General features: G+C 70.0%; 18 protein-coding genes. 7 read left to right on the plus strand and 11 right to left on the minus strand.

What is annotated here, in order from left to right; translation table 11 throughout:
- The first annotated feature begins 1 nt into the window (after nucleotide 1).
- The 5 genes from O4U47_RS09675 (at nucleotide 2) to O4U47_RS09695 (ending at nucleotide 5108) form a co-directional block, all read left to right on the plus strand.
- Nucleotides 2-991: a DUF1702 family protein gene (locus O4U47_RS09675; RefSeq protein ID WP_270677360.1), complete on the plus strand. Its 990-nt coding sequence runs from the start codon at nucleotides 2-4 to the stop codon at nucleotides 989-991.
- A complete protein-coding gene (locus tag O4U47_RS09680; RefSeq protein WP_270677361.1) occupies nucleotides 988-1932 on the plus strand; it encodes a DUF1702 family protein in 945 nt (314 codons plus the stop codon). Before O4U47_RS09675 ends, O4U47_RS09680 begins: the two co-directional genes overlap by 4 nt.
- 13 nt (nucleotides 1933-1945) lie before the next feature.
- Complete coding sequence (locus tag O4U47_RS09685; RefSeq protein WP_270677362.1) at nucleotides 1946-3178, plus strand: NAD(P)/FAD-dependent oxidoreductase; 1233 nt, start codon at nucleotides 1946-1948, stop codon at nucleotides 3176-3178.
- Between the two features lie 75 nt (nucleotides 3179-3253).
- Complete coding sequence (locus O4U47_RS09690) at nucleotides 3254-3526, plus strand: 4Fe-4S dicluster domain-containing protein (protein ID WP_270677363.1); 273 nt, start codon at nucleotides 3254-3256, stop codon at nucleotides 3524-3526.
- Between the two features lie 214 nt (nucleotides 3527-3740).
- Nucleotides 3741-5108, plus strand: a complete 1368-nt coding sequence (locus O4U47_RS09695) for a cation:proton antiporter (RefSeq protein ID WP_270677364.1) — start codon at nucleotides 3741-3743, stop codon at nucleotides 5106-5108.
- Between the two features lie 75 nt (nucleotides 5109-5183).
- On the opposite strand, the gene O4U47_RS09700 is transcribed toward O4U47_RS09695, so the two are convergent.
- The 9 genes from O4U47_RS09700 to O4U47_RS09740 form a co-directional block, all read right to left on the minus strand.
- A complete protein-coding gene (locus O4U47_RS09700; protein WP_270677365.1) occupies nucleotides 5184-5972 on the minus strand; it encodes an AfsR/SARP family transcriptional regulator in 789 nt (262 codons plus the stop codon).
- Nucleotides 5973-6793: 821 nt separating this feature from the next.
- Complete coding sequence (locus tag O4U47_RS09705; RefSeq protein WP_270677366.1) at nucleotides 6794-7504, minus strand: DUF2461 domain-containing protein; 711 nt, start codon at nucleotides 7502-7504, stop codon at nucleotides 6794-6796.
- Nucleotides 7494-7835: a TfoX/Sxy family protein gene (locus tag O4U47_RS09710; RefSeq protein ID WP_270677367.1), complete on the minus strand. Its 342-nt coding sequence runs from the start codon at nucleotides 7833-7835 to the stop codon at nucleotides 7494-7496. The genes O4U47_RS09705 and O4U47_RS09710 overlap by 11 nt, the downstream gene beginning before the upstream one ends.
- Nucleotides 7836-7848: 13 nt before the next feature.
- Nucleotides 7849-9105 carry a rhodanese-like domain-containing protein gene (locus tag O4U47_RS09715; protein WP_270677378.1) on the minus strand — a complete coding sequence of 419 codons (1257 nt, stop codon included), beginning with the start codon at nucleotides 9103-9105 and terminating at the stop codon, nucleotides 7849-7851.
- A gap of 138 nt (nucleotides 9106-9243) precedes the next feature.
- Complete coding sequence (locus O4U47_RS09720; protein WP_270677368.1) at nucleotides 9244-10824, minus strand: MFS transporter; 1581 nt, start codon at nucleotides 10822-10824, stop codon at nucleotides 9244-9246.
- A 7-nt stretch (nucleotides 10825-10831) separates the two neighbouring features.
- Complete coding sequence (locus O4U47_RS09725) at nucleotides 10832-11155, minus strand: YciI family protein (RefSeq protein WP_270677380.1); 324 nt, start codon at nucleotides 11153-11155, stop codon at nucleotides 10832-10834.
- Nucleotides 11156-11302: 147 nt separating this feature from the next.
- A complete protein-coding gene (locus O4U47_RS09730) occupies nucleotides 11303-12154 on the minus strand; it encodes a class I SAM-dependent methyltransferase (protein ID WP_270677381.1) in 852 nt (283 codons plus the stop codon).
- Between the two features lie 60 nt (nucleotides 12155-12214).
- Nucleotides 12215-12544 carry an SCP2 sterol-binding domain-containing protein gene (locus O4U47_RS09735; RefSeq protein WP_270677369.1) on the minus strand — a complete coding sequence of 110 codons (330 nt, stop codon included), beginning with the start codon at nucleotides 12542-12544 and terminating at the stop codon, nucleotides 12215-12217.
- Nucleotides 12545-12562: 18 nt separating this feature from the next.
- Complete coding sequence (locus O4U47_RS09740; RefSeq protein WP_270677370.1) at nucleotides 12563-12988, minus strand: VOC family protein; 426 nt, start codon at nucleotides 12986-12988, stop codon at nucleotides 12563-12565.
- Nucleotides 12989-13425: 437 nt separating this feature from the next.
- Between O4U47_RS09740 and O4U47_RS09745 the strand changes: the two genes are divergently transcribed.
- Nucleotides 13426-14094: an AfsR/SARP family transcriptional regulator gene (locus O4U47_RS09745; protein WP_270677371.1), complete on the plus strand. Its 669-nt coding sequence runs from the start codon at nucleotides 13426-13428 to the stop codon at nucleotides 14092-14094.
- 564 nt (nucleotides 14095-14658) lie between these two features.
- On the plus strand, nucleotides 14659-16008 hold the full coding sequence (locus O4U47_RS09750; RefSeq protein ID WP_270677372.1) for a tyrosine-type recombinase/integrase: 1350 nt from the start codon (nucleotides 14659-14661) through the stop codon (nucleotides 16006-16008).
- A 101-nt stretch (nucleotides 16009-16109) separates the two neighbouring features.
- Here O4U47_RS09750 and O4U47_RS09755 read toward each other — a convergent pair whose 3' ends face one another.
- Entirely contained in the window at nucleotides 16110-17081 is a 972-nt protein-coding gene (locus tag O4U47_RS09755; protein ID WP_270677373.1) for a replication-relaxation family protein, read from the minus strand.
- Nucleotides 17082-17982: 901 nt separating this feature from the next.
- The gene (locus O4U47_RS09760; RefSeq protein WP_270677374.1) at nucleotides 17983-18489 is read right to left on the minus strand and encodes a nuclease-related domain-containing protein; all 507 of its coding nucleotides are present in this window, start codon (nucleotides 18487-18489) and stop codon (nucleotides 17983-17985) included.
- Nucleotides 18490-18837 lie beyond the last annotated feature (348 nt).

Here is an 18837-nt window from a genome sequence, read left to right on the forward strand (position 1 = left end):
GGTGCCCCTCACTCCGGGAACACTGATCCGCCCCTTCTTCGGCCTCGACGCCGAGTCCTTCCCGAAGCTGGCCGCCGAGCGGTTCGGCCCACAGGAGGACATGGACCGGACCTGGCGCACCTTCGAGCCCGTCGCCCGCACGCTGGTCGACGCCTTCTCCGCCGCCCTCGACACGCCCCGGCACGAGGACCTGGTGCCCCGGCTCGACGCGGTCGGCCCCGAGCTGCGCGGCGTCGCCTACGAAGGCGCCGGCATGGGCCTGACACTGCTCGACAGCCTGGTCCCCGGTCCACGGCGGCTCCCGCGCTTCGTCCACGGCCCCGGCGCCCCCTACCGCTGCCTGGTCTACATCGGCGCGGGACTGGTCCTGCCCCGCGTCCCCACCGGCCCCCACCGCTTCCTCCGGCGCCAGGACCCCTTCCTGCGGTGGCTGGTGATGGACGGCTACGGCTTCCACGACGGCTTCTTCGCCTGGCGGCGCACCGTCGAGGGCCGCAGCGTGCCCCGGGCCGTGCGCGGGTACGCCCGGCGCGCCTTCGACCAGGGGGTCGGGCGCAGCCTGTGGTTCTCCACCGGGGCCGGTCCCGACCGCATCATCGCCACCATCGACGGCTTCCCCGCCTCCCGCCGGGCGGACCTGTGGAGCGGCATCGGCCTGGCCTGCGCGTACGCGGCGGGGGTGATGGACCGGGACGCCGTGCGCGCCCTGCTCGAAGCCGCCCGGGAGCACGCGGCCGACATCGCCGTGGGCACGGCGCTGGCCTCGGTCTTCCGTGAGCAGTCGGGGCTGGTCGCGCCGCACACCGACGTCGCCTGCGACGTCGTGTGGGGCCAGGACGCCGAGGCGGTGGCCGGGGCCGCCCACCGCGCCGGACGCGGGCTCCGCGACGCACCCGGACGGCCCGCCTACGAGCAGTGGCGACAGCGGATCCGGGACGCCTGGCCGCATTCGTCCCCCTCCCCCTCGTCCACCGAGGAGGTGCGCGTATGACCGCGATCGGACGGCTGCGCAGGACGGCCTTCGGCATCCCGTCGGCGCAGGCGGTGTTCTCCCGGCCGGGCTTCACCCCCGAGGCGTGGCAGCGCTTCGCGCCGGTCGCCCGCTCGCTCATGGAGGGCTACCACGCGTCCTTGGAGGACCCCCGCCTCCCGGCCCTGGCCGCGCGGCTGGACGCGGTCGACCCCGAGCTCCAGGGCTTCGCCTACGAGGGCGCGGGCATGGGTCTGGCGGCGCTCGACGCCGTGGCGCCCTGGAAGCGCCGTCTTCCCGCCTTCATGGCCGGGCCTGCGGCACGGCACGCCTATCCGGCCTATGTCGGCGTCGGGCTCGCCTTCGCCCGGCTGCGCCGCAGCCCCGAGGCGCAGCTGGCCCTGCTCGACCCCCTGCTGGGGTGGGTGACCGCGGACGGGTACGGCTTCCACGAGGCCTTCTTCCGGCGGCGGCGCTACGTACTGCACCGTGCCGTGCCCACGCACCTGACCGAGTACGGCCGCCGCTGCTTCGACCAGGGGGTCGGCCGGGCGCTGTGGTTCTCCGCCGGGGGGCGGGTCCCCCTGGTCGCGCGCCTGGTCGACGGCTACGCGCCCGAGCGGCGTGCGGACCTGTGGGGCGGGGTGGGACTGGCCGCCTCCTACGGCGGCGGCGCCGACGAGCGCTCCCTGCGCGACCTCAGGGACCGTGTGGGCCCACACCGGGTGCGCCTGGCACGCGGGGCGGCGACGGCCGCCTGGGGGCGCCGGCAGGCCGGCGGCACCGCGCCGCACACCGAACTCGCGTGCCGGGTCTTCTGCGGACTCGGCGGGGCCGAGGCGGCGCACGCGGTGGAGGAGGCGCGGCGGGACCTGCCGACGGTCAGCGTGGAGCCGCCCTACGAGATCTGGCGGCAGCGGATCGAGCACGCACTGGCGGCCACGGCCGCCCCGTCCCCCTGAGAGAGGAACAGACGTGTACGACGTGATCATCATCGGCGCCCGCGTGGCCGGCTCCCCGACCGCCATGCTGCTGGCCAGGCAGGGCTACAGCGTCCTGGCCGTCGACCGTGCCGCCTTCCCCAGCGACACCGTCTCCACCCACATGATCACCGTCGGCGGCAGCGCGCAGCTGCGGCGCTGGGGGCTGATCGACCAGGTGGAGGCGACGAACTGCCCGCCGATCACCAACATCGAGCTCGACCTCAGCTTCGAGCGCTACGGCCCCTTCACGCTGACCGGCTTCCCCCACCCGGTCGACGACGGCTTCGCGGCGATCTACGCCCCCAAGCGCACGGTCCTGGACAAGCTCCTGGTCGACGCCGCCGTGGCCGCGGGGGCCGAGGTCCGGGAGCGGTTCTCGGTGGCGGAGGTGCTCACCGAGGGGGGCCGCGCGGTCGGGATCCGCGGTGCCGGCGCCGACGGGAAGACGGTCACCGAGCGGGCGCGCATGGTCGTCGGCGCCGACGGCATGCGCTCCATCGTCGCCCGGACGGTCAAGGCCCCCGAGTACCGCACCGCCCCGCCCAAGGCGTTCGGCTACTACACCTACTGGGACGACGTGCCCCTCAGAGGGCTGGAGTTCTACACCCGGCCGGGCAGCACCGTCATCGCCTTCCCCACCAACGACCGCCAGGCCGCGGTCTTCGTCGAGCGGCCCGAGCGCGACTTCGCCGCGTTCAAAAGCGACATCCACGCCAACTACCTCGCCACCGTGTCCGCCATCGCCCCGGACCTCGCCGAGCGCATCTCCGCCGGGAGCCCGGCGCACCGCTACATGGGCGCCGGCAACCGCCCCAACTTCTTCCGCAAGCCCTACGGCCCCGGCTGGGCGCTGGTCGGCGACGCGGGGGCCCACAAGGACCCGATCACCGCGCAGGGCATCACCGACGCGTTCCGCGACGCCGAGCTGCTCGCCGGGGCGATCGACGCCGGCTTCTCCGGGCGGGAACCCCTGGACACGGCCCTGGCCTCCTACGAGGCGCACAGGAACCGGGAGCTCAAACCGCTGTACGACTTCATCGTCGACCACGCCGCCATGGAGCCGTTCCGGGCCTCGTTCGAGGACGTGCTGGCGGCGATGCGCGGGAACCAGGACGCCATCGACCGCTTCTTCGGCGTGATCCAGAACACCGTGCACTGGGACGACTTCTTCACCCCGGAGAACCTGTCGGCCCTCATGGGCCTGTCCCCCGAACCGCAGGCCTAGGGCTCCCGGGTCGGGGCCGGACGCCGCGCAGGAGGGCCTGACCCCAGAGACGCCCCCCCAGTCCGCGAAGGAGCGATGAGCCTTATGCCCTACGTCATCACGCAGCCCTGCATCGGCAACAAGGACGCCTCCTGCCATGAGGCCTGTCCCGTCGACGCGATCCACCCCTCCCCGGACGATCCCGGGTTCGACGAGCACGACCAGCTCTACATCGACCCGGACGAGTGCATCGACTGCGGTGCCTGCGAACCGGTGTGCCCGGTGGAGGCGATCTTCCCCGAGTACGAGGTGCCCGAGGAGTGGCAGGCCTCCATCGGGGCCAACCGCGGCTTCTTCGAACGCCCCTGACCCCCGCCCGCCGGACGCGGGGGCGGTGCCCCGGCCCTGAGGAGCGTCCGGCCGCCTGCCCACTCCGTCGGCGGCCGCCTCACGCGGCCGCCGACGGCGCATGCGCACCGGCCCCTCCCCAGAGGAAGAGCCGGCGGTCCGTGCCGCCCCCTCCGGGGCCGCCGAGCACCCGTCCCGGATCGACCGGGCCCAACACCTCTCCAGGAGCCCCCGGATGCCCTCACCGGCCGAGACCACCGTCCACTTCCTGCTCCAGCTCGGCATCGTCCTGGCCGTCTACCGGTTGATCTGGCCGGTGTTCAAAGCGCTCGGCCAGGTGCAGGTCGTCGCCATCATGGTCACCGGGTTCCTGCTCGGCCCCTCACTGCTCGGTGCCCTCGCCCCCGGAGTCCAGGAACGGCTGTTCCCCACCGAGGCGGTGGTCGCCGGCGAGACGGTCGCCCACCCCTCCTTCACCGTGCTCTACCTGGTGGGCCAGCTCGGCCTGGTCCTCTACATGTTCCTGGTGGGCAGCGCCTTCGATACGGGGATGTTCCTGCGGCACACCCGCGACGCGGTCTCCACCTCGCTCGCGGGCATCGTCCCGCCCGCGGTCTTCGGCTGCGTCGTCGCCTGGCTGATGGTCTCCCAGGGCGGCTACTTCACCGAGGGCGTCACGGTCTGGCAGGCGGGGCTCTTCCTGACGGCCGCCATCGCGGTCACCGCCTTCCCCATGCTGGCCTGGATCATCCACGAGTCCGGCCTCCAGGGGACCCGGCTGGGCACCATCGCACTGGCCTGCGCCGCGGCCGACGACGCGGTGTCCTGGATCCTGCTCGCCGGGGTCGTGGCCTCGACCAAGGGCGACCCCGTCCTGGCCATGGCGGCCTTCGGCGGCGGCCTCCTCTACCTGGTGCTCATGCTGACCCTCGGCCGCCGGGGGCTGGCGGCCGTCGGCCGCTGGGCGCAGCGCCGGCTGCGGGCCGGCGAGGAGTTCCCCGCCGGCCCGTTCGTCCTGGTCGTCATCGTGCTGCTGGCCGGAGCCTGGTTCACCGACCTGGCCGGGGTCTACGCCGTGTTCGGCGCGTTCATCGTCGGAGTGGCGATGCCCCGCGACCGCTTCACCGAGCTGATGCGCAGCAGGCTGGAGCCGCTGGTGGGGTACGTGCTGCTGCCGGCGTTCTTCGTGTGCTCCGGGCTCAACACCGAACTCTCCCTCATCTTCGAGTGGCGCATCCTGCTCATGGCGGGGCTGGTGCTGCTGGTCTCCTCCGTGGGCAAAGGGCTCGCGATCGCCCTCGCCGCGCGGGTCCAGGGGATCGAGCGCAACGAGGCCTACGCCCTGGGCGCTCTGATGAACGCGCGGGGCCTGATGGAGCTGATCCTGCTCAACATCGGACTACAGGCGGGGCTGGTGTCCATGCAGCTGTACACCATCCTGGTGCTGATGGCGATCGTGACGACCCTCGCGGCGACTCCGCTGCAGCGGTGGTTCCTCCGGGACAGGCCGAAGCCGGGCGGCGCCCGGGGAAGCGCGGCCCGGCCGAAGGGCACGGCCCCCGGCCCCCGCGAGCGCAGACCGGAGGCGGACCCGGCACCGTGAGCGGACGCCGCGTGGGCCTCCGGGGGGCGGGACGGGGCACCAGGGCGTGTCGCGCCCTGGACGGGGCCGCGGGCATCACCCCGGACTGCGGAGCCTCTGCCGGATCCGGGACAGCCGGTGGGGCGGCCGGGTCCCCAGCTCGCGCTGCAGGGTGCCGAGGAAGTCGTCCAACTGCTCCATCGCTCCCAGGACGTGGCCCTGCCGGAGGCTGACCTGCACGCTGGCGGCGATCGCCTCTTCGCAGTAGGGATCGATGTCCAGGATCATCGCGGCGCTGGAGGCCGCGGCGAAGTCGTCGCCGACGTCGAGGGAGGCGCGCAGCAGTCGGCTCAGGACGTCCTGGTACTCGCGCTCATAGGCGGTACGGACGGAGGCGAAGGCGTCGGTGAACAGGTCCTCGGGGAGGAACGTCCGCTCGTAGTAGGCGATGAGCTCCCGGCAGGCGACGATCTCGGCCGCGGGGTCGTTCGCGGCGCGGGCGGCGTCGGCACTCCGCAGGAGCCCGCGTGTCTCGCCGACGTCGGTCCTCCAGCGGTCCGCGGTGTCGAACCGGTAGCAGCCCCCCCGGTCGGATCTGATGAAGGACGACGGCCGTCTGCAGGGCAGCTCCGGTTCCAGCAGGCGGCGCAGGTGGTGCAGGGTCACGTGGAGCCGGTTGGGGCAGCGGTCCCCGTTCTCTCCGGGCCACAGGACCTCGCAGAGCTCCGTCGCCCTCCAGCGCCGGCCGGGGTTGAGCAGGAACCACTTGAGCAGGGTGCGGACGCTCTCCCGGCGCCAGGCCGGTCCCTCGAGCGGCCGTCCGTCGCGGAGCACCGTGAACGCCCCGAAGAACTTCGCCTCGTACTGCGCCTGCCCATTCGCCAATGCAGATCACACCCCTCGAACGGAGTTGTCCGTTTCGCCGGTCCGAGCTCGGGGGATTCGCCGTGCAGGGGCGCGCCTCACAGGAGGGCGTCCGGCGCCCCGCGTCCACCCCCGGTCCCGGCCTGTCCGTCCACTTCCGTGCCGCACGGCCCGGAGGGCCGCGCCCCCGCGGACCCGCCGGTGATGGGGGGCGGCGGGGCGGGGAGCGCGGTTCCGTCGGGTGACGGCGCGTAATCGACAATTCACCATTGTTCGACCCGGCGCGATAGGCCGGCCTGCGGCCCTCATTTTATCACCAGGACAATTCAACGGACCGCTCTAAATACTGTGACTCTCCGTGGAAGAAGAAGTCACCGATCGCAGGAGGGTGCAGGTGACAATTGCCGCACGGCGTCCGGGCGGGCGTTCTCCGACTGCCCCCGCAGACGGGGTTATGGCCGGGAACGGCCAAGGGACAGGCCTTCTGGGCGACGCCCCACGGGCACCCCGGGGCTGCGGAGAGGGGGCGACCCCGGGAGAGCGGTTTCCGTCCCGCAGGGGCCCAAAGGAATCCCGCTGTCCAGGGAAATGAAGAATTCTTTCGAAGGGGAAGCGTGCCGCGAAAGGAAATCAAGAGCGGTGGGGAGGCGGGATTTCCGAGCGTGATTCGGTCGTCCGACGACGGGGCGGCGTCACCGAGGGTGAGGGACGTGCCGTGCCCCGGGCGGACGGTCGCGGACGGGACGAGCGCTGGGCCCCCATGGTCCCGACGGGGACCTCGCGTCTCCGTCGGGACCATGGGGGCCCACACAATGTTCCGGCGCCCCCGCCCGGGGGGGGCGCTAGCGCCGCCCCGGGCGGCGCACGGGCTGCTCGCTCTCGCCCACGTTCCTCTCGATCCACTCCCTCAGCGGGGCGGCCCCGTTCCAGATGCCGCGCACCTCATCGAGGGCCTCGCGCCGGTGCATCCAGTCCGCGCGCTCGTACTCCCGGACGACCACGGCGCCCTTCCAGGTCAGCTGCTCGGCGCGCGGATGGTCCTTGGCGAAGCCCGTGGGAACGCGCTTCAACGGGGGCTGACGCCCCGGGCCCACGGGCAGCGAGCGGTCGGCGAGGGCACGGCCGATCTCCATGAACTCGGCCCCGGCGGCGGGGGCGTCGATCGCGGCTCTGAACCGATGGATCTGGTCGGGGGCCAGCGCCATGGCCCCGCAGGCCAGCCGCATCCCCGACGCCTCCAGGCGGAGGAACGCGCCGATACCGCCGACCGCCCGGTCGGAGGTGGTGACGCCGACCCAGGTCTTGTAGGGGGACTTGTCCTTGGAGAACCGGACATCACGATTCGGGCGGAAGGTGCGCAACGGGCCGAATTCGGGCTCCAGGTCCGACATCAACCGACCGATCGGATCCTGGACCGCGTTCTCCCAGGTCGTCCGGTTGGCCTCCCAGTAGGACTTGGAGTTGTCCTTCTCCAGTCCCTCCAGGAAGGAGAACAGCTCCGGCGGGAACCCGTCGAACGCCGAATCCGGCGCGCCGCCGCCCTCAATCCCCACGCCCGGCCACCCTCTCGTTGTACTCCAGGGCCTCCCGCACCCACGCGGCGAAGTCCTCGTCCGAATCGGTCCCCTCGGGGACGACGACGATCCATCCCTTGCTCATCGGCTTTCCGCGCATCTGCGCCCACTCGGCCCCGGGACGCTGGAGGAGCTCGTCCACCCGGTCGGGGTCGCAGCGCACCATCAGCCGCCCCTGGGTGTCGGCGGTGACCGCCATCTTGCCGTTCACCATGAACGACAGTCCGCCGAACATGCCGACCTCGCGGACCGGTGCGGCCTCCGCGAGCGCCTCCCGGATCCGGTCCGCCAGTTCCTTGTCGTAGGCCATCGACCGCCTCCTCCTAGCCGTCGGCGACCAAGGGAAGCGCAGGGTCGCCGCTCCATTCGGAAAGGCCGCCATCATAGACGGCGACATTGTGCACGCCCAGTGTCGTCAACGCGAGGGCATCACTCGCGGCGTTCACCCCCGCGGCGCAATAGATGATCACGTTCTCGGTCGCCAGGGCCCCGACCTCTTCGAAGCGGTCCGCGAGGAGGTCCGGCGGCAGCAGGGCGCCCGTCTCCGGGTCGAGCAGCGAGGCCGCGGGGACGTTCGTGCTCGACGGGATATGGCCGCGCCGGCCGTGGGCGACGGGGACGCGGCCCTCGTGCTGGTCGCGGGAGAGTGCGTTGATCAGGCATGCGGCCGGATCCTCGGTCGCGGCCACGACCTGCTCGCGGGTGGCGGCGAGCTCAGGGCGCCGTCGCGCCTCGAACCGCCCCCGGGCGGCCGTCGGCACCTCCGCGGAGGACGGCCGCCCCTCGGCCGTCCACTTGCGCCAGCCGCCGTCCAGGACCGCGGCGCGGTCGTGTCCCAGCAGCCGCAGGATCCACCAGAACCGGGCCGCGAAGGCCATGTGGGCCCGGTCATAGAGGACGACGGTGTCCGAGTCGCTGATGCCCAGGGCCTCCAGCGCGTCGACCAGCCGCTCCACCGGTGGCACGGCGAAGGGGCGGTCCGCTCCGGCGTCGGCGAAGTCGGTCAGCAGGTCGGCGAACACCGCGCCCGGGACGTGCCCCTCGCCATAGCCGGGGCGGCCGCTCTCCAGTTCGATCCCGCCCGTGGGGAGGGGACGGTGCAGCACCGTGCAGTCGACGACGACGAGCCCGTCCTGCCCCAGGCGCTCGGCCAGCCAATCGGTGCCGACCACGGGGGAGGGCACCTGCGGGCCGGTCCCGCCGGCGCCGCTCGGCGCCTCCTGCATGCCCCCGGCGTCCGCCCCGCTCGCTTCGCCCTCGGCGCCCTCGGCGCTTTCCGCGTATTCGGGCAGGAGGGCGAGGAATTGCGGAGGGACGAGGAAGGGGTGGACTTCGACGCGCCGCCAGACACCGTTGACGATGTAGGGCTCGCTGTCGAGCCACTGGTCCAGTTCGGCACGGTCGGGGAAGTCGACGATGAGGACGCCGCCGGACATCTTTCCGGCACCGTCCAGGATGGCCCCGCCGAAAAGGAAGGAGCCGTCCTCCATCATCTTCTCGCCTTGGGCCATGTGGTCGGGGCGGATCTCCATCCGCCGTTCGAAGGTGCCGGGTTCGGTTCCGTCATGGGCGATGACCACGTACAACAATGAAGGGTCCTTTCCCGGAGGGCTCGGCCCACGGCCCCAAGGGGCCGTGGGCCCTCGGGGGCCGTGGGGCGGGCGCACTCCGGGGAACGGGGCGCCTGCGCCGTGAACGCACGAGTGGCCGGGGGCGGCTCAGCCGTTCTCGGCCTCGGCCCGCGCGCCCGGGGGCGGGGCGGCCGGGGCCTCTGGCCGCCCCCGTTTCATGAACACCGCGGTGATCAGCGCCGCGGCGACCGTGCACCCGGCGCACACCAGGAACACGACGTGGATGGAGCCGACGAAGGACGCGTCCACGGCCGCGGCGAACCGCTCCCCGGGGACGGGGAGGTCCGTGGGCCCCTGGTCCCCGCTTCCGGCGAGGGCGCCCGCTCCGCCGACCTGCTCGGCGATCCCCCGCCCTGCATCGGCCGGGACGCCCAGGGCCGCCAGCGCTTCGGCGATCCGGCCCTTGAAGCCCGTCAGCATGATCGTGCCCAGCACCGCGGCGCCCGCGGTGAACCCCGTGATGCGCATGGTGTTGATCATCGAGGAGCCCAGGCCCGCGCGCTGCGGTGGAACGGAGGACATCACGGCCAGCGTCAGCGGGGCGAACATGCAGCCGATGCCGGCGCCGACCAGGGCCAGCCTCCACCACACCGCACCGTAGGCCGAGGCGGGCTCGATGGCGGTGAGCAGCAGGAAGCCCGCCGTCACCACGGCGGCACCGACGATGACCGGCGCCCGGGGGCCGATCCGGCCGGCGATGCGGCTGGCCGGCGGGGAGAACAGGAAGATCCCCAGGGTGAGCGGGAGCAGCCGGAGGCCGGCGTCCAGCGCCGAGCGGTCCTGGACCGACTGGAAGTACTGCGCCATGAAGAACATGGCGCCGACGATGACGAAGCCGAGCAGGGCGGCGACCGTGCACGCCGCGCTGAAGGTGCGGTCGCGGAACAGGTCGAGCGGCAGCAGTGGTTCCGAGCCGCGCTTCTCGACCACGAGGAAGGCGGTGAGCAGCAGGGCCGCGCCGATCAGCAGGCTCAGGATCAGGGGCGAGCCCCACCCGGCGCCCTCCCCTTGGATGAGACCCATGACCAGGCAGAACAGGCCTCCGACGACGAGCACTTGGCCCCGGATGTCGAGGTGGCCCGCCTGGGGGTTGCGGGACTCGGCCAGGCCGGGCACCCCGAGCAGCAGGGCCAGCGCACCGATCGGGAGGTTCACCAGGAAGATCGCCTGCCAGCTGAAGGCCTCGATCAGCACCCCGCCGACCAGGGGTCCAAGGGCCAGCGACACCCCGGACACGGCGGTCCAGATGCCGATCGCCTTCGCCCGCCCGGCGGGGTCGGTGAACGTCGAGACCAGCAGCGCCAGGCTCCCGGTATTGATGGCCGCGGCGCCGAGCCCCTGGACCACGCGCCCCGCGACCAGCCACGCCGCGCCCGGGGCGAACCCGCACACCGCCGATCCGGCCAGGAAGAGCACGAGCCCGACCAGGAACGCGCGTTTCCGGCCGAATCGGTCCCCGACGGTGCCGGCCGTGAGCATCAGCGCGGCGAAGGGGAGGGTGTAGCCGTCGACCGTCCACTGCAGGTCCGAGATCCGGGCGTCGAGGTCGTGCTGGATCTCCGGTAGTGCGACGAAGATGATCGAGCCGTCCAGCAGGACCATGAACGATCCCAGGCTGGTGACCAACAGGGTCAGCAGGGCGGCGCGGGGGGCTGGTGTCGACTGCATGGACGTCCTATCCGGCTGCGGCGCTTTCCGCGTATTTGGGCAGGAGGGTGAGGAATTGCGGAGGGACGAGGAAGGGGTGGACTTCGACGCGCCGCCAGACACCGTTGACGATGTAGGGCTCGCTGTCGAGCCACTGGTCCAGTTCGGCACGGTCGGGGAAGTCGACGATGAGGACGCCGCCGGACATCTTTCCGGCACCGTCCAGGATGGCCCCGCCGAAAAGGAAGGAGCCGTCCTCCATCATCTTCTCGCCTTGGGCCATGTGGTCGGGGCGGATCTCCATCCGCCGTTCGAAGGTGCCGGGTTCGGTTCCGTCATGGGCGATGACCACGTACAACAATGAAGGGTCCTTTCCCGGAATGCGCGGAGATCATGCACGTCCGTGTGCGGGGGCGGCGAGGGGTGGACGGCCGGTGGGCCGGGGCCGCGCCGGTGGGCCGCTCGTCGCCCCCGCGGTCGGCGGGGCGGGGGCAGGGCCTCACGTTCCGGTCCCGTCCCGGGGCCCCTCGCCGGGTTCGGCCCGGCCCCAGACCGCAACGGTGACGGGCGTGTACACGACCGTGTCCGAGGGCTTCTCCAGAAGCTCCAAGGCCGCGTCGACCTCCTGCCGGCCCATCAGCCCGGCCTTCACGATCATGGGCGCGAGCTTGGCCAGGCTCATCGAGACGGTCCGGACGGCGGGGGTCCCCGCCTGCACGGCCGTCAACTGGCAGTCGGTGCCCAGCACCTTCAGGCCGGTGCGGCGGACGGCGGGGATCAGCTTCATCCCGTACCCCGGGTCGGCGCCGCCGAAATAGAAGAAGGTCTCCAGGGCGGAGGCGGCACGGGTCAGCAGCGGCGAGGGCGGGTCGGTGCGCTGGATGCTGCGGATGTCGGCCTCTTCGACCAGCAGGTACCCGCCGGGCTTCAGGGCCGCGACGAACTCTCCGAGCACCCGCTCGCGCTCTTCGAGGTGCATGAGCAGGATCTTCGTGTGGACGAGGTCGTAGGCCCCCTTCTCCAGGGGGGTCCGGGTGATGTCCTGTCGCCGGATCTCCAGGTTCGGGGCCGACACCCCCTCCATGTAGGCGGTCTCGGTGTCGAGGGCGACGACCGTGCCGAACTGGCCCACCCGGTTGGACAGCCAGCGGGCCACCGAGCCGGCTCCCGCGCCGACCTCGGCGCAGTTCCAGCCCTGGCCGACGCCGATCTGCTCCAGGTAGCGGAACGTCGCGGGATCGGTCAGTGAGGCGATCCATTCCAGGCGGACCTTCTCCGGGTCGGTCCGGGGCTCCGTCCGCTCCGCTTCGGGCGCTGCTCCCTCGGCGGCATCGGCGCGTTCCTGTGTCACCTGCTCCAACGTGCTCATCTCCTTCGGCGGGGGACCGGGCGGGACGTCGAGGCGGTGCGCTCAGGCCCCGGTCTCGAAGAGTTCGGGGACCTTCATGGCGAGCATCATGTCGCCTTCGACCTTCAGCTTTCCGGTCATGAAGGCGCGCATGGCGTCCTGCCGGCCCTCGGCGATCGCGATCCAGGTCTCACTGCGGGTGCTGAACGTGGTGTCGGGGTCCGCGACCCCGCCGGGGATGAGTTCCCCCTCGCCGTCGGCGATCCGGAAGGCCCAGACCCCGTCCTCGACATCGGTGATGTTCCACTGGAGCGTCCGGTCCAGGCCGGCCGCCGCATCGCTCTTGAAACGCGTGGACAGTTCTTCGAACAGCTCGCCTACGCTCATGGACATGCGTGCGTGCCTCCTTGGTCAGTCCAATCCGATCTTCCGCTGGACCTCCTGGAATTCCGGGTAGACGTCGAAGACCTGGATGTAGTTGCCTTCGGGGTCCCTCAGGCCGAAGGTCCGCCCCTTGCCCATGTCCACGACCCCGGTGCGCGTGTCGAATCCGGAGTCGACGGCCGCCTTGTGCGCCAGTTCGGCGTCCTCCACGGCGAACCCGAGCATCAGCCCGCCGCTGGCCTCGGGGATGTCGGCCTGCGTGGGCTTCCCGGAGCGCGCCGCCGCGTCCTGGAGCGCGATGCTGCTGCCCGAGCGTGCCGAGCGGAGCCACACGAAGCCGCCGTCCAGTGACGTGAACTGCTCGACGACGGTGAAACCGAGAAGTCCGGTATAAAAGGCCTTCGTTCTTTCCATGTCGCGAACAAGAATCGTCACCAGGTCCAGCCTCGACATTTCCCGTTCCCCACTTCCCCATTGCGGCCGGAGGTATTCCGCGTCGTGCGTCCATTCGGTCCGGGCCACCTTAGGGAGGCGCGCTTACCCCCCGCTTACCGAGGATGCAAGTCGCCGCTGCGGTGCCGGTCCACTATCGGACCGGCCCTTGTCCCGCAGGATGCCGGGTTCCTACCCTGGTGGCGGTCGCGTGCTCGTTCCGCTCACACGCCGGGGTTCCGAAAATGGACAACTTTCAACTTTCCGCGTATCCGCCGGCTCCGCCCCTGAACCGCCCGTTCGAAGGGCGGGAAGGCGGTGCGCGTTTCCGGGCCTTCTTCTTCGGCCCGTTCCGCGTTCTTCACGGCCAGGAGCCCGTGGACCGGAGGTGCCAGCGGCGCGACACGACGCTCAGGTTGCTGAAGTGGTTCCTGCTGCACCCGGGGAGCCCGAGATCGATGGACGAGCTGATCGACCTCTGCTGGCCCGAAGCCGTTCCCGAGAAGGCCGTGCAGAGTTTCCACGTCACGATGCACAGCCTGCGCCGCATGCTCGAACCCGAACTGCACCCCCACCGGGAGTCGACATTCATCAGGCGCAGCGGCAGCAATTTCTACCGGCTGGAGACCGACGGCCTGTGGTGGACGGACACGGGGGAGGTCGAGGACGTATTCGACAAGGGGCGGGCCTGTGACCTGCGGCAGGACAAGCGGCGTGCCTGCTTCTACTACAGCCGGGTGACGGCCTACGGCATCCGGCGCTTCCTGGAAGGGGAGCAGGCCTGCGACCACTGGATCGTCCCCTACCGCAAGCGCTACGAAGGGCTGCACTCCCAGGCGCTGGTCCGGCTCATCCACCTCCACCGGTCCTGCCGGGAGTGGGACGAGGCCGTCGAGTACGCCCGCCAGCTGCTGCAGCTGGACCAGTACAACCAGCTCGCGGCGGCCGCCGTCGTCGAAGGGGCCCTGGCCTCCGGCCGCTGCGACTTCGCCCGGCAGTGGCTCGCCGGGTTCGTCGCCTCGTTCGAGCGCGACGTCGGCGCCGCCCCCAACGGGGAACTGCTCGCCCTGTGCGCCCGCGTCCTCGGCGGCCCGCCCCCCGCCCCTTCGGTGCCCGAGGGGGCCTAGGGGGTGTTGTGTGGATCACGACCTACTGCGCGACGCCCGGGCACGCCCCTCGCTGCGTCCTCATCGGTCGACAGCGCACCCAGGCTGACTCCCCTGCTTTTCGGGAAACACAGCGTTCTCGCGATGAACGCACCTGGACGCCGCTCGCTACGGCCATGATCCACACAACACCCCCTAGCGCCGCCTACCACCAGGTCCCGGCTCGATGCGCCCCGGCCGGCCCCGAGCCGAAGCACGGGAAGTGCTGGGAAGGCGGGGGCATCCGACGCGCGAGGCGCCGAACTGCCCGACGCTCGCGATTCGCCCTGACGCACGTGCGGCGCACGAGCACGAAAAAAGGCCCCCGCATGGGGACCTTTTCGCTGGTGGGCGTACCAGGACTTGAACCTGGGGCCTCATCCTTATCAGCGATCATCCGACCGCTGGAATGACCTGTCACGAGCTTGCCCGAAACGGGCTTACCCCTGTTGAACGGCTTGCCGCCGTTCGCCAAGTGACGCCGGGTGCCGCGCTCCATCGCACGGTCACACGGTCAGATCACGGTCAGGAACGGGGTCTGCCCATATGGGGTTCTCACGCGCTCGCACGAGCGCCAGGAGCGGGACGCGCTTCACCGCCTACTACATCGACATCAAGGGCGAGGAGCGCTCAGCGGGCACCTTCTCCACCCGCAAGGAAGCCGACAGGGCATGGCAGCGCGCCGAGGCCAAGGTCGCCGAAGGACGCGTCACCAGCACCAAGCACGGACGACAGCGCTTCGCCGACTTCGTCCTGGACACCTGGCTGCCCAACCACGTCATGGAGGAGACCACCAGACAGAACGCCACCTACGCCGTCGATAGGCGCTTCATCCCCGAGTTCGGCAAGATGCGCATGAACGAGATCCTGCCCCAGCACGTCCAGAGCTGGGTCCGTCAGTGCCAAAAGGAGGGTCTTGCCGCCTCCTCCATCCACCGCATGACGACGATCCTGTCGGCCATCTTCACCTCTGCCGTGGTCAACCAGGTCATCTTCACCCACCCCTGTAAGGGGGTCGTGTTGCCGACGGTCGGCAAGAAGCAGTTCGAGATCATCACCCCCGAGCAGTTCTCCGACTTCCACGAGGCGATCGAGGGCGATCGGTTCCGGCTCCTGGTGGAGTTCGACATCGAGTCCGGGCTGCGGTGGGGGGAACTCAGCGAGATCCGGCTCAAGGACATCGACCGGGCCACAGGCATCCTCACCGTCAGCCGCTCCGTCGTGGAGCTCACGGCGAAGTCCCACCCGACCGGTGGACGGTTCCTGGTGAAGGAGTACCCCAAAGACCGCAAGTTCCGGCGACTCAAACTCAGCCGGCCCCTGATCAAGAAGATCCTGGCCTTCGCTCTGGCTCACGGCATCCGCGATGACGACCTACTCTTCTCCTTCCCAGAGCAGGACGACAACGCCCCGGTGCCCGGGGTGCCCGACGACGTAGACCTCGGGCTCACCGCGCCCAACGACCAGGGCCGTAGGTACAAGCACGGCACGACCACCGCCTACACGAACGGCAAGTGTCGCTGTGAGTACTGCCGTGCCGCCTTCGCCCATTACCGGGCGGTCCGCCGCGCGGAGGGCAAGGACAAACCGAGACGCAGGCGCAAGGTCACCACGGACGGACACATCCCAGCGGACTGGTTCCGCAAAAACATCTGGCACCCGGCAAGGGAGAAGGCCGGGTTGCCGAAGTCGGTGACCCCACATCAGCTGCGGCATGCCCACGCCTCATGGCTCCTCGCAGGAGGAGCCAGCCTGACCGTGGTCCGGGACCGGCTGGGACACGCCTCCATCACCACGACCGAGCGCTACCTGCACACGCTCCCCGAAGCCGACGACACCGCCCTCGAAGCACTCAGTAGCATCCGCCACCGCAACCCCACCACGGCAATGGCCTAACCCCTGATACCGAAATAGTCCGCGCGGCGGAGGCACAGACCCATCTGCACCTCCGCCGCTCTCTTCTCTCTGGTCAACAGGGATGCTGAGACAGGGTCACTTCAGCGACTCGAGTACGTGAATCCCAGCGCGAAGTCCGCGTACTGTCCCTGGTCCTGCGACGGGCAGAGCAGGTTGGACCAGATCCGAGACCGCGGCCCCTGCTCCACCAGATCGGGCATCGTCGCACACCCGATCGCGAAACCCGCCCGAGGCACCATCAGATACTGCGAGGCCCGGACATAGACCGCCAGGTCGGCCCGCCGGTTGGCCAGGCGTCGCTCGTTGGCTCCGTCCAGGACCAGCAGCACCCGAGGAAAGTGCGGATAGCGCTCCTGCCACGCCGGGTGAGCCGGTCCGTCCGCGGCGCTCCTGAGTTTGCGCAGGGGATGGTGGTCGAAGTAGCGGGCGTAGGCCACGAGCTTTCCGGCCAGCCGGTGTACGGGCATAGTGGCGCGGTCCACCTCAACCAGGAACTGGATCTGCCTGCGGCCCCCACGGGGTTCGACGGCGATGTAGTGCAGCAGGGCGTCGCTGATCACGTGAGTGTCGGCGAACCTGCCGTTGGCCTTGGTGTAGCGGTGGGCCACCTCCGGGATCCAATGAAGGGGCTCGAAGTCGTCGCCCAGGAGGCGGGCGTGTTCGAGGAAAACCAGGCCCGTCTCCACCACCGCCAGCATGTGCTCGGCGAGTGGGCCCGCAGCGCGTTCGGAACTCATCCTGTAAGGGCGCGCCGGTACCTGGTCGGTGTCCTGTACCGCGTGTGCCCCTGCGGGGGTGAGGAACCAGCGGTGCGGTCGGCGGCCCGGGGGCACTACGCGCTCGGCCAGGCCTTGGGCTCGCAGTCGGTGCAGGACGTGGAGCATGTACCTGCGTGAGGCTGCCTCCGGGGTGAGCATGCGGGCCAGTTGGTGGCTGGTGATCAGGCGGTGCTGGTAGAGCACCGCCTGGGCGTGTTGAGCCAGAGCGCTGGCCTCGATAGTGCGGATCGGCAAACCCTCGTCCTCCTTGATGTGGGCAAGAAATCCCGTCATAAGAAGGAAGCCAGTCAGGGGCAAGCATGTGACGCATCACGACCAGGCGATCCGGTCCTTTGGACTCGGCTTGTTTGTCCGGGAAGGAGAGAACTCCCCCGCTTCTTATCGCCACAGAGACTGAAAGGCCCCCGCACCCAGGGCAGAGAAAGAGTCCGCCCGGCACCCTGCAGGGCAGCCCTGAGGCGTTTACTTTCTCCCTGAACCCCTTTTCCCCAGGGCGACCCTCCCAAGGCTCCAGCGCTCACCTGAGGGCTTTGGCAGCGCACGGGAAGGGCGCACCCGCCCCGCAGGCGCCGCCCTTCGGGACGGATCAGGCTCAGGTACGCAGCGCGTACGGGTGTGTACTCAACTCAAGGAAGATAGGCGAGCGGAGTTCAGACAGGGGGTGAGAGACGGCGAGCTTGGAGATGCCCTCACGGTCGCGGGAGAACGGAGCGGAAGTTAGGTCACCGTGGCCTGGAAAGTCGGGAAGTTCCGTAGGCATACAGGAGGAGAGCACGATCTAGGCGGAGCAGAGGAGCCACAAGAAGGAAGATCCTTCTCTCTTATATGAGGCAAGAGAGAAGATGTCGGGCTTTGCCGACAATGCTCCATCCCCTATTGGGTCAGGCTTTGACGCTTCCGGTGACTTGGGAAGGATTGAACCCGATCCTGTAGTGGTGCCTGTAGCGCCCGGTCAACCATGGGGACAACCATTGTCCGAACCCTTATGTCAACCATGCTGGGGGCGCCTTGTCTGCCGCAACCACGCCCCTGCCGCATGTAAGAAGATTTGCGGTCAAGGTGCGGCGAGATGCCCGTTCAAGCGCTCCAGCACTCCTGAGCCGACTGGCGCAAGCTCAGGCAGCATCGGAGTCAAGGCCCCGGAGGCGACTTCGCGGAGGTCACACAGCGTCCCTCACCGTTCGAAGATGCGTGCCCGTGAGGCCGAGGCTTCGTCGATATCAGTCTCTTCGGGGATCACCCACACCAACTGGCCCTTGCCGCCATCGGTGAGACGGTGGGCAATCCCGGCTTGGGAGTATGAGCGTCTGGAGTCCATCCACGGCTGGACCACCTGCTCTCCCGAAGGAGTCACCAATCGACCTTTGCCCTGGGAATCGGTGCCTAGCACTCCAACCCCGCATCCCTTAGCGTCGATGAGCAGCCATCCCGTCCCGGTGAGCACCAGGTGATCAATGTTGGTCTGACCGAGAGAGAGCGGTTTCAGGCCGGCACCGGTGACGTGGTCCAGGCGGACCAAGTCGTGGAAGAGGTGGTACACCCCCGGCAGGTTCTCCAGCCACGTCTGTACTGCCGCGCCCACACAGCGTTCGAAGAACGCCCCACGCTTGGCAGACGAACCGTACTGCTGCGCGGCCGCGCCCAGTGACGTACCAGGCAGGCCGTGTACATGTACCACCATGGTCTACCCCTGTACCACTCTGTTCCACCGACGGCCGGCAAGAGTATAAGTGCTGGTCACAGCAGTTTAACGACAAGTCGGCAAACCACGTGGGCATAATTCAGCTATGGCGGTGACGAATCGGCAAGCCGACTATCCAATTTAGACGACACGGGCGAACGTCGTGCGTACATCCGTGAGAGCGACAGGGTGTGGCTCATCGAAGGACACGACGAGTTCGACTAGCCGTCCCGCACCGAAGCGTTCCGCGTGCTCGTCTCCGCGCTGAGCGCCAAGGCGATCCTGGCTACCGGCTAGTGTCCTGAGTCGTTAGTTCGTTGGCGGCTGTAGGGTGGGGTGATGCCTGGT

Source organism: Nocardiopsis suaedae, from assembly GCF_027706745.1.
GTDB lineage: Bacteria > Actinomycetota > Actinomycetes > Streptosporangiales > Streptosporangiaceae > Nocardiopsis_A > Nocardiopsis_A suaedae.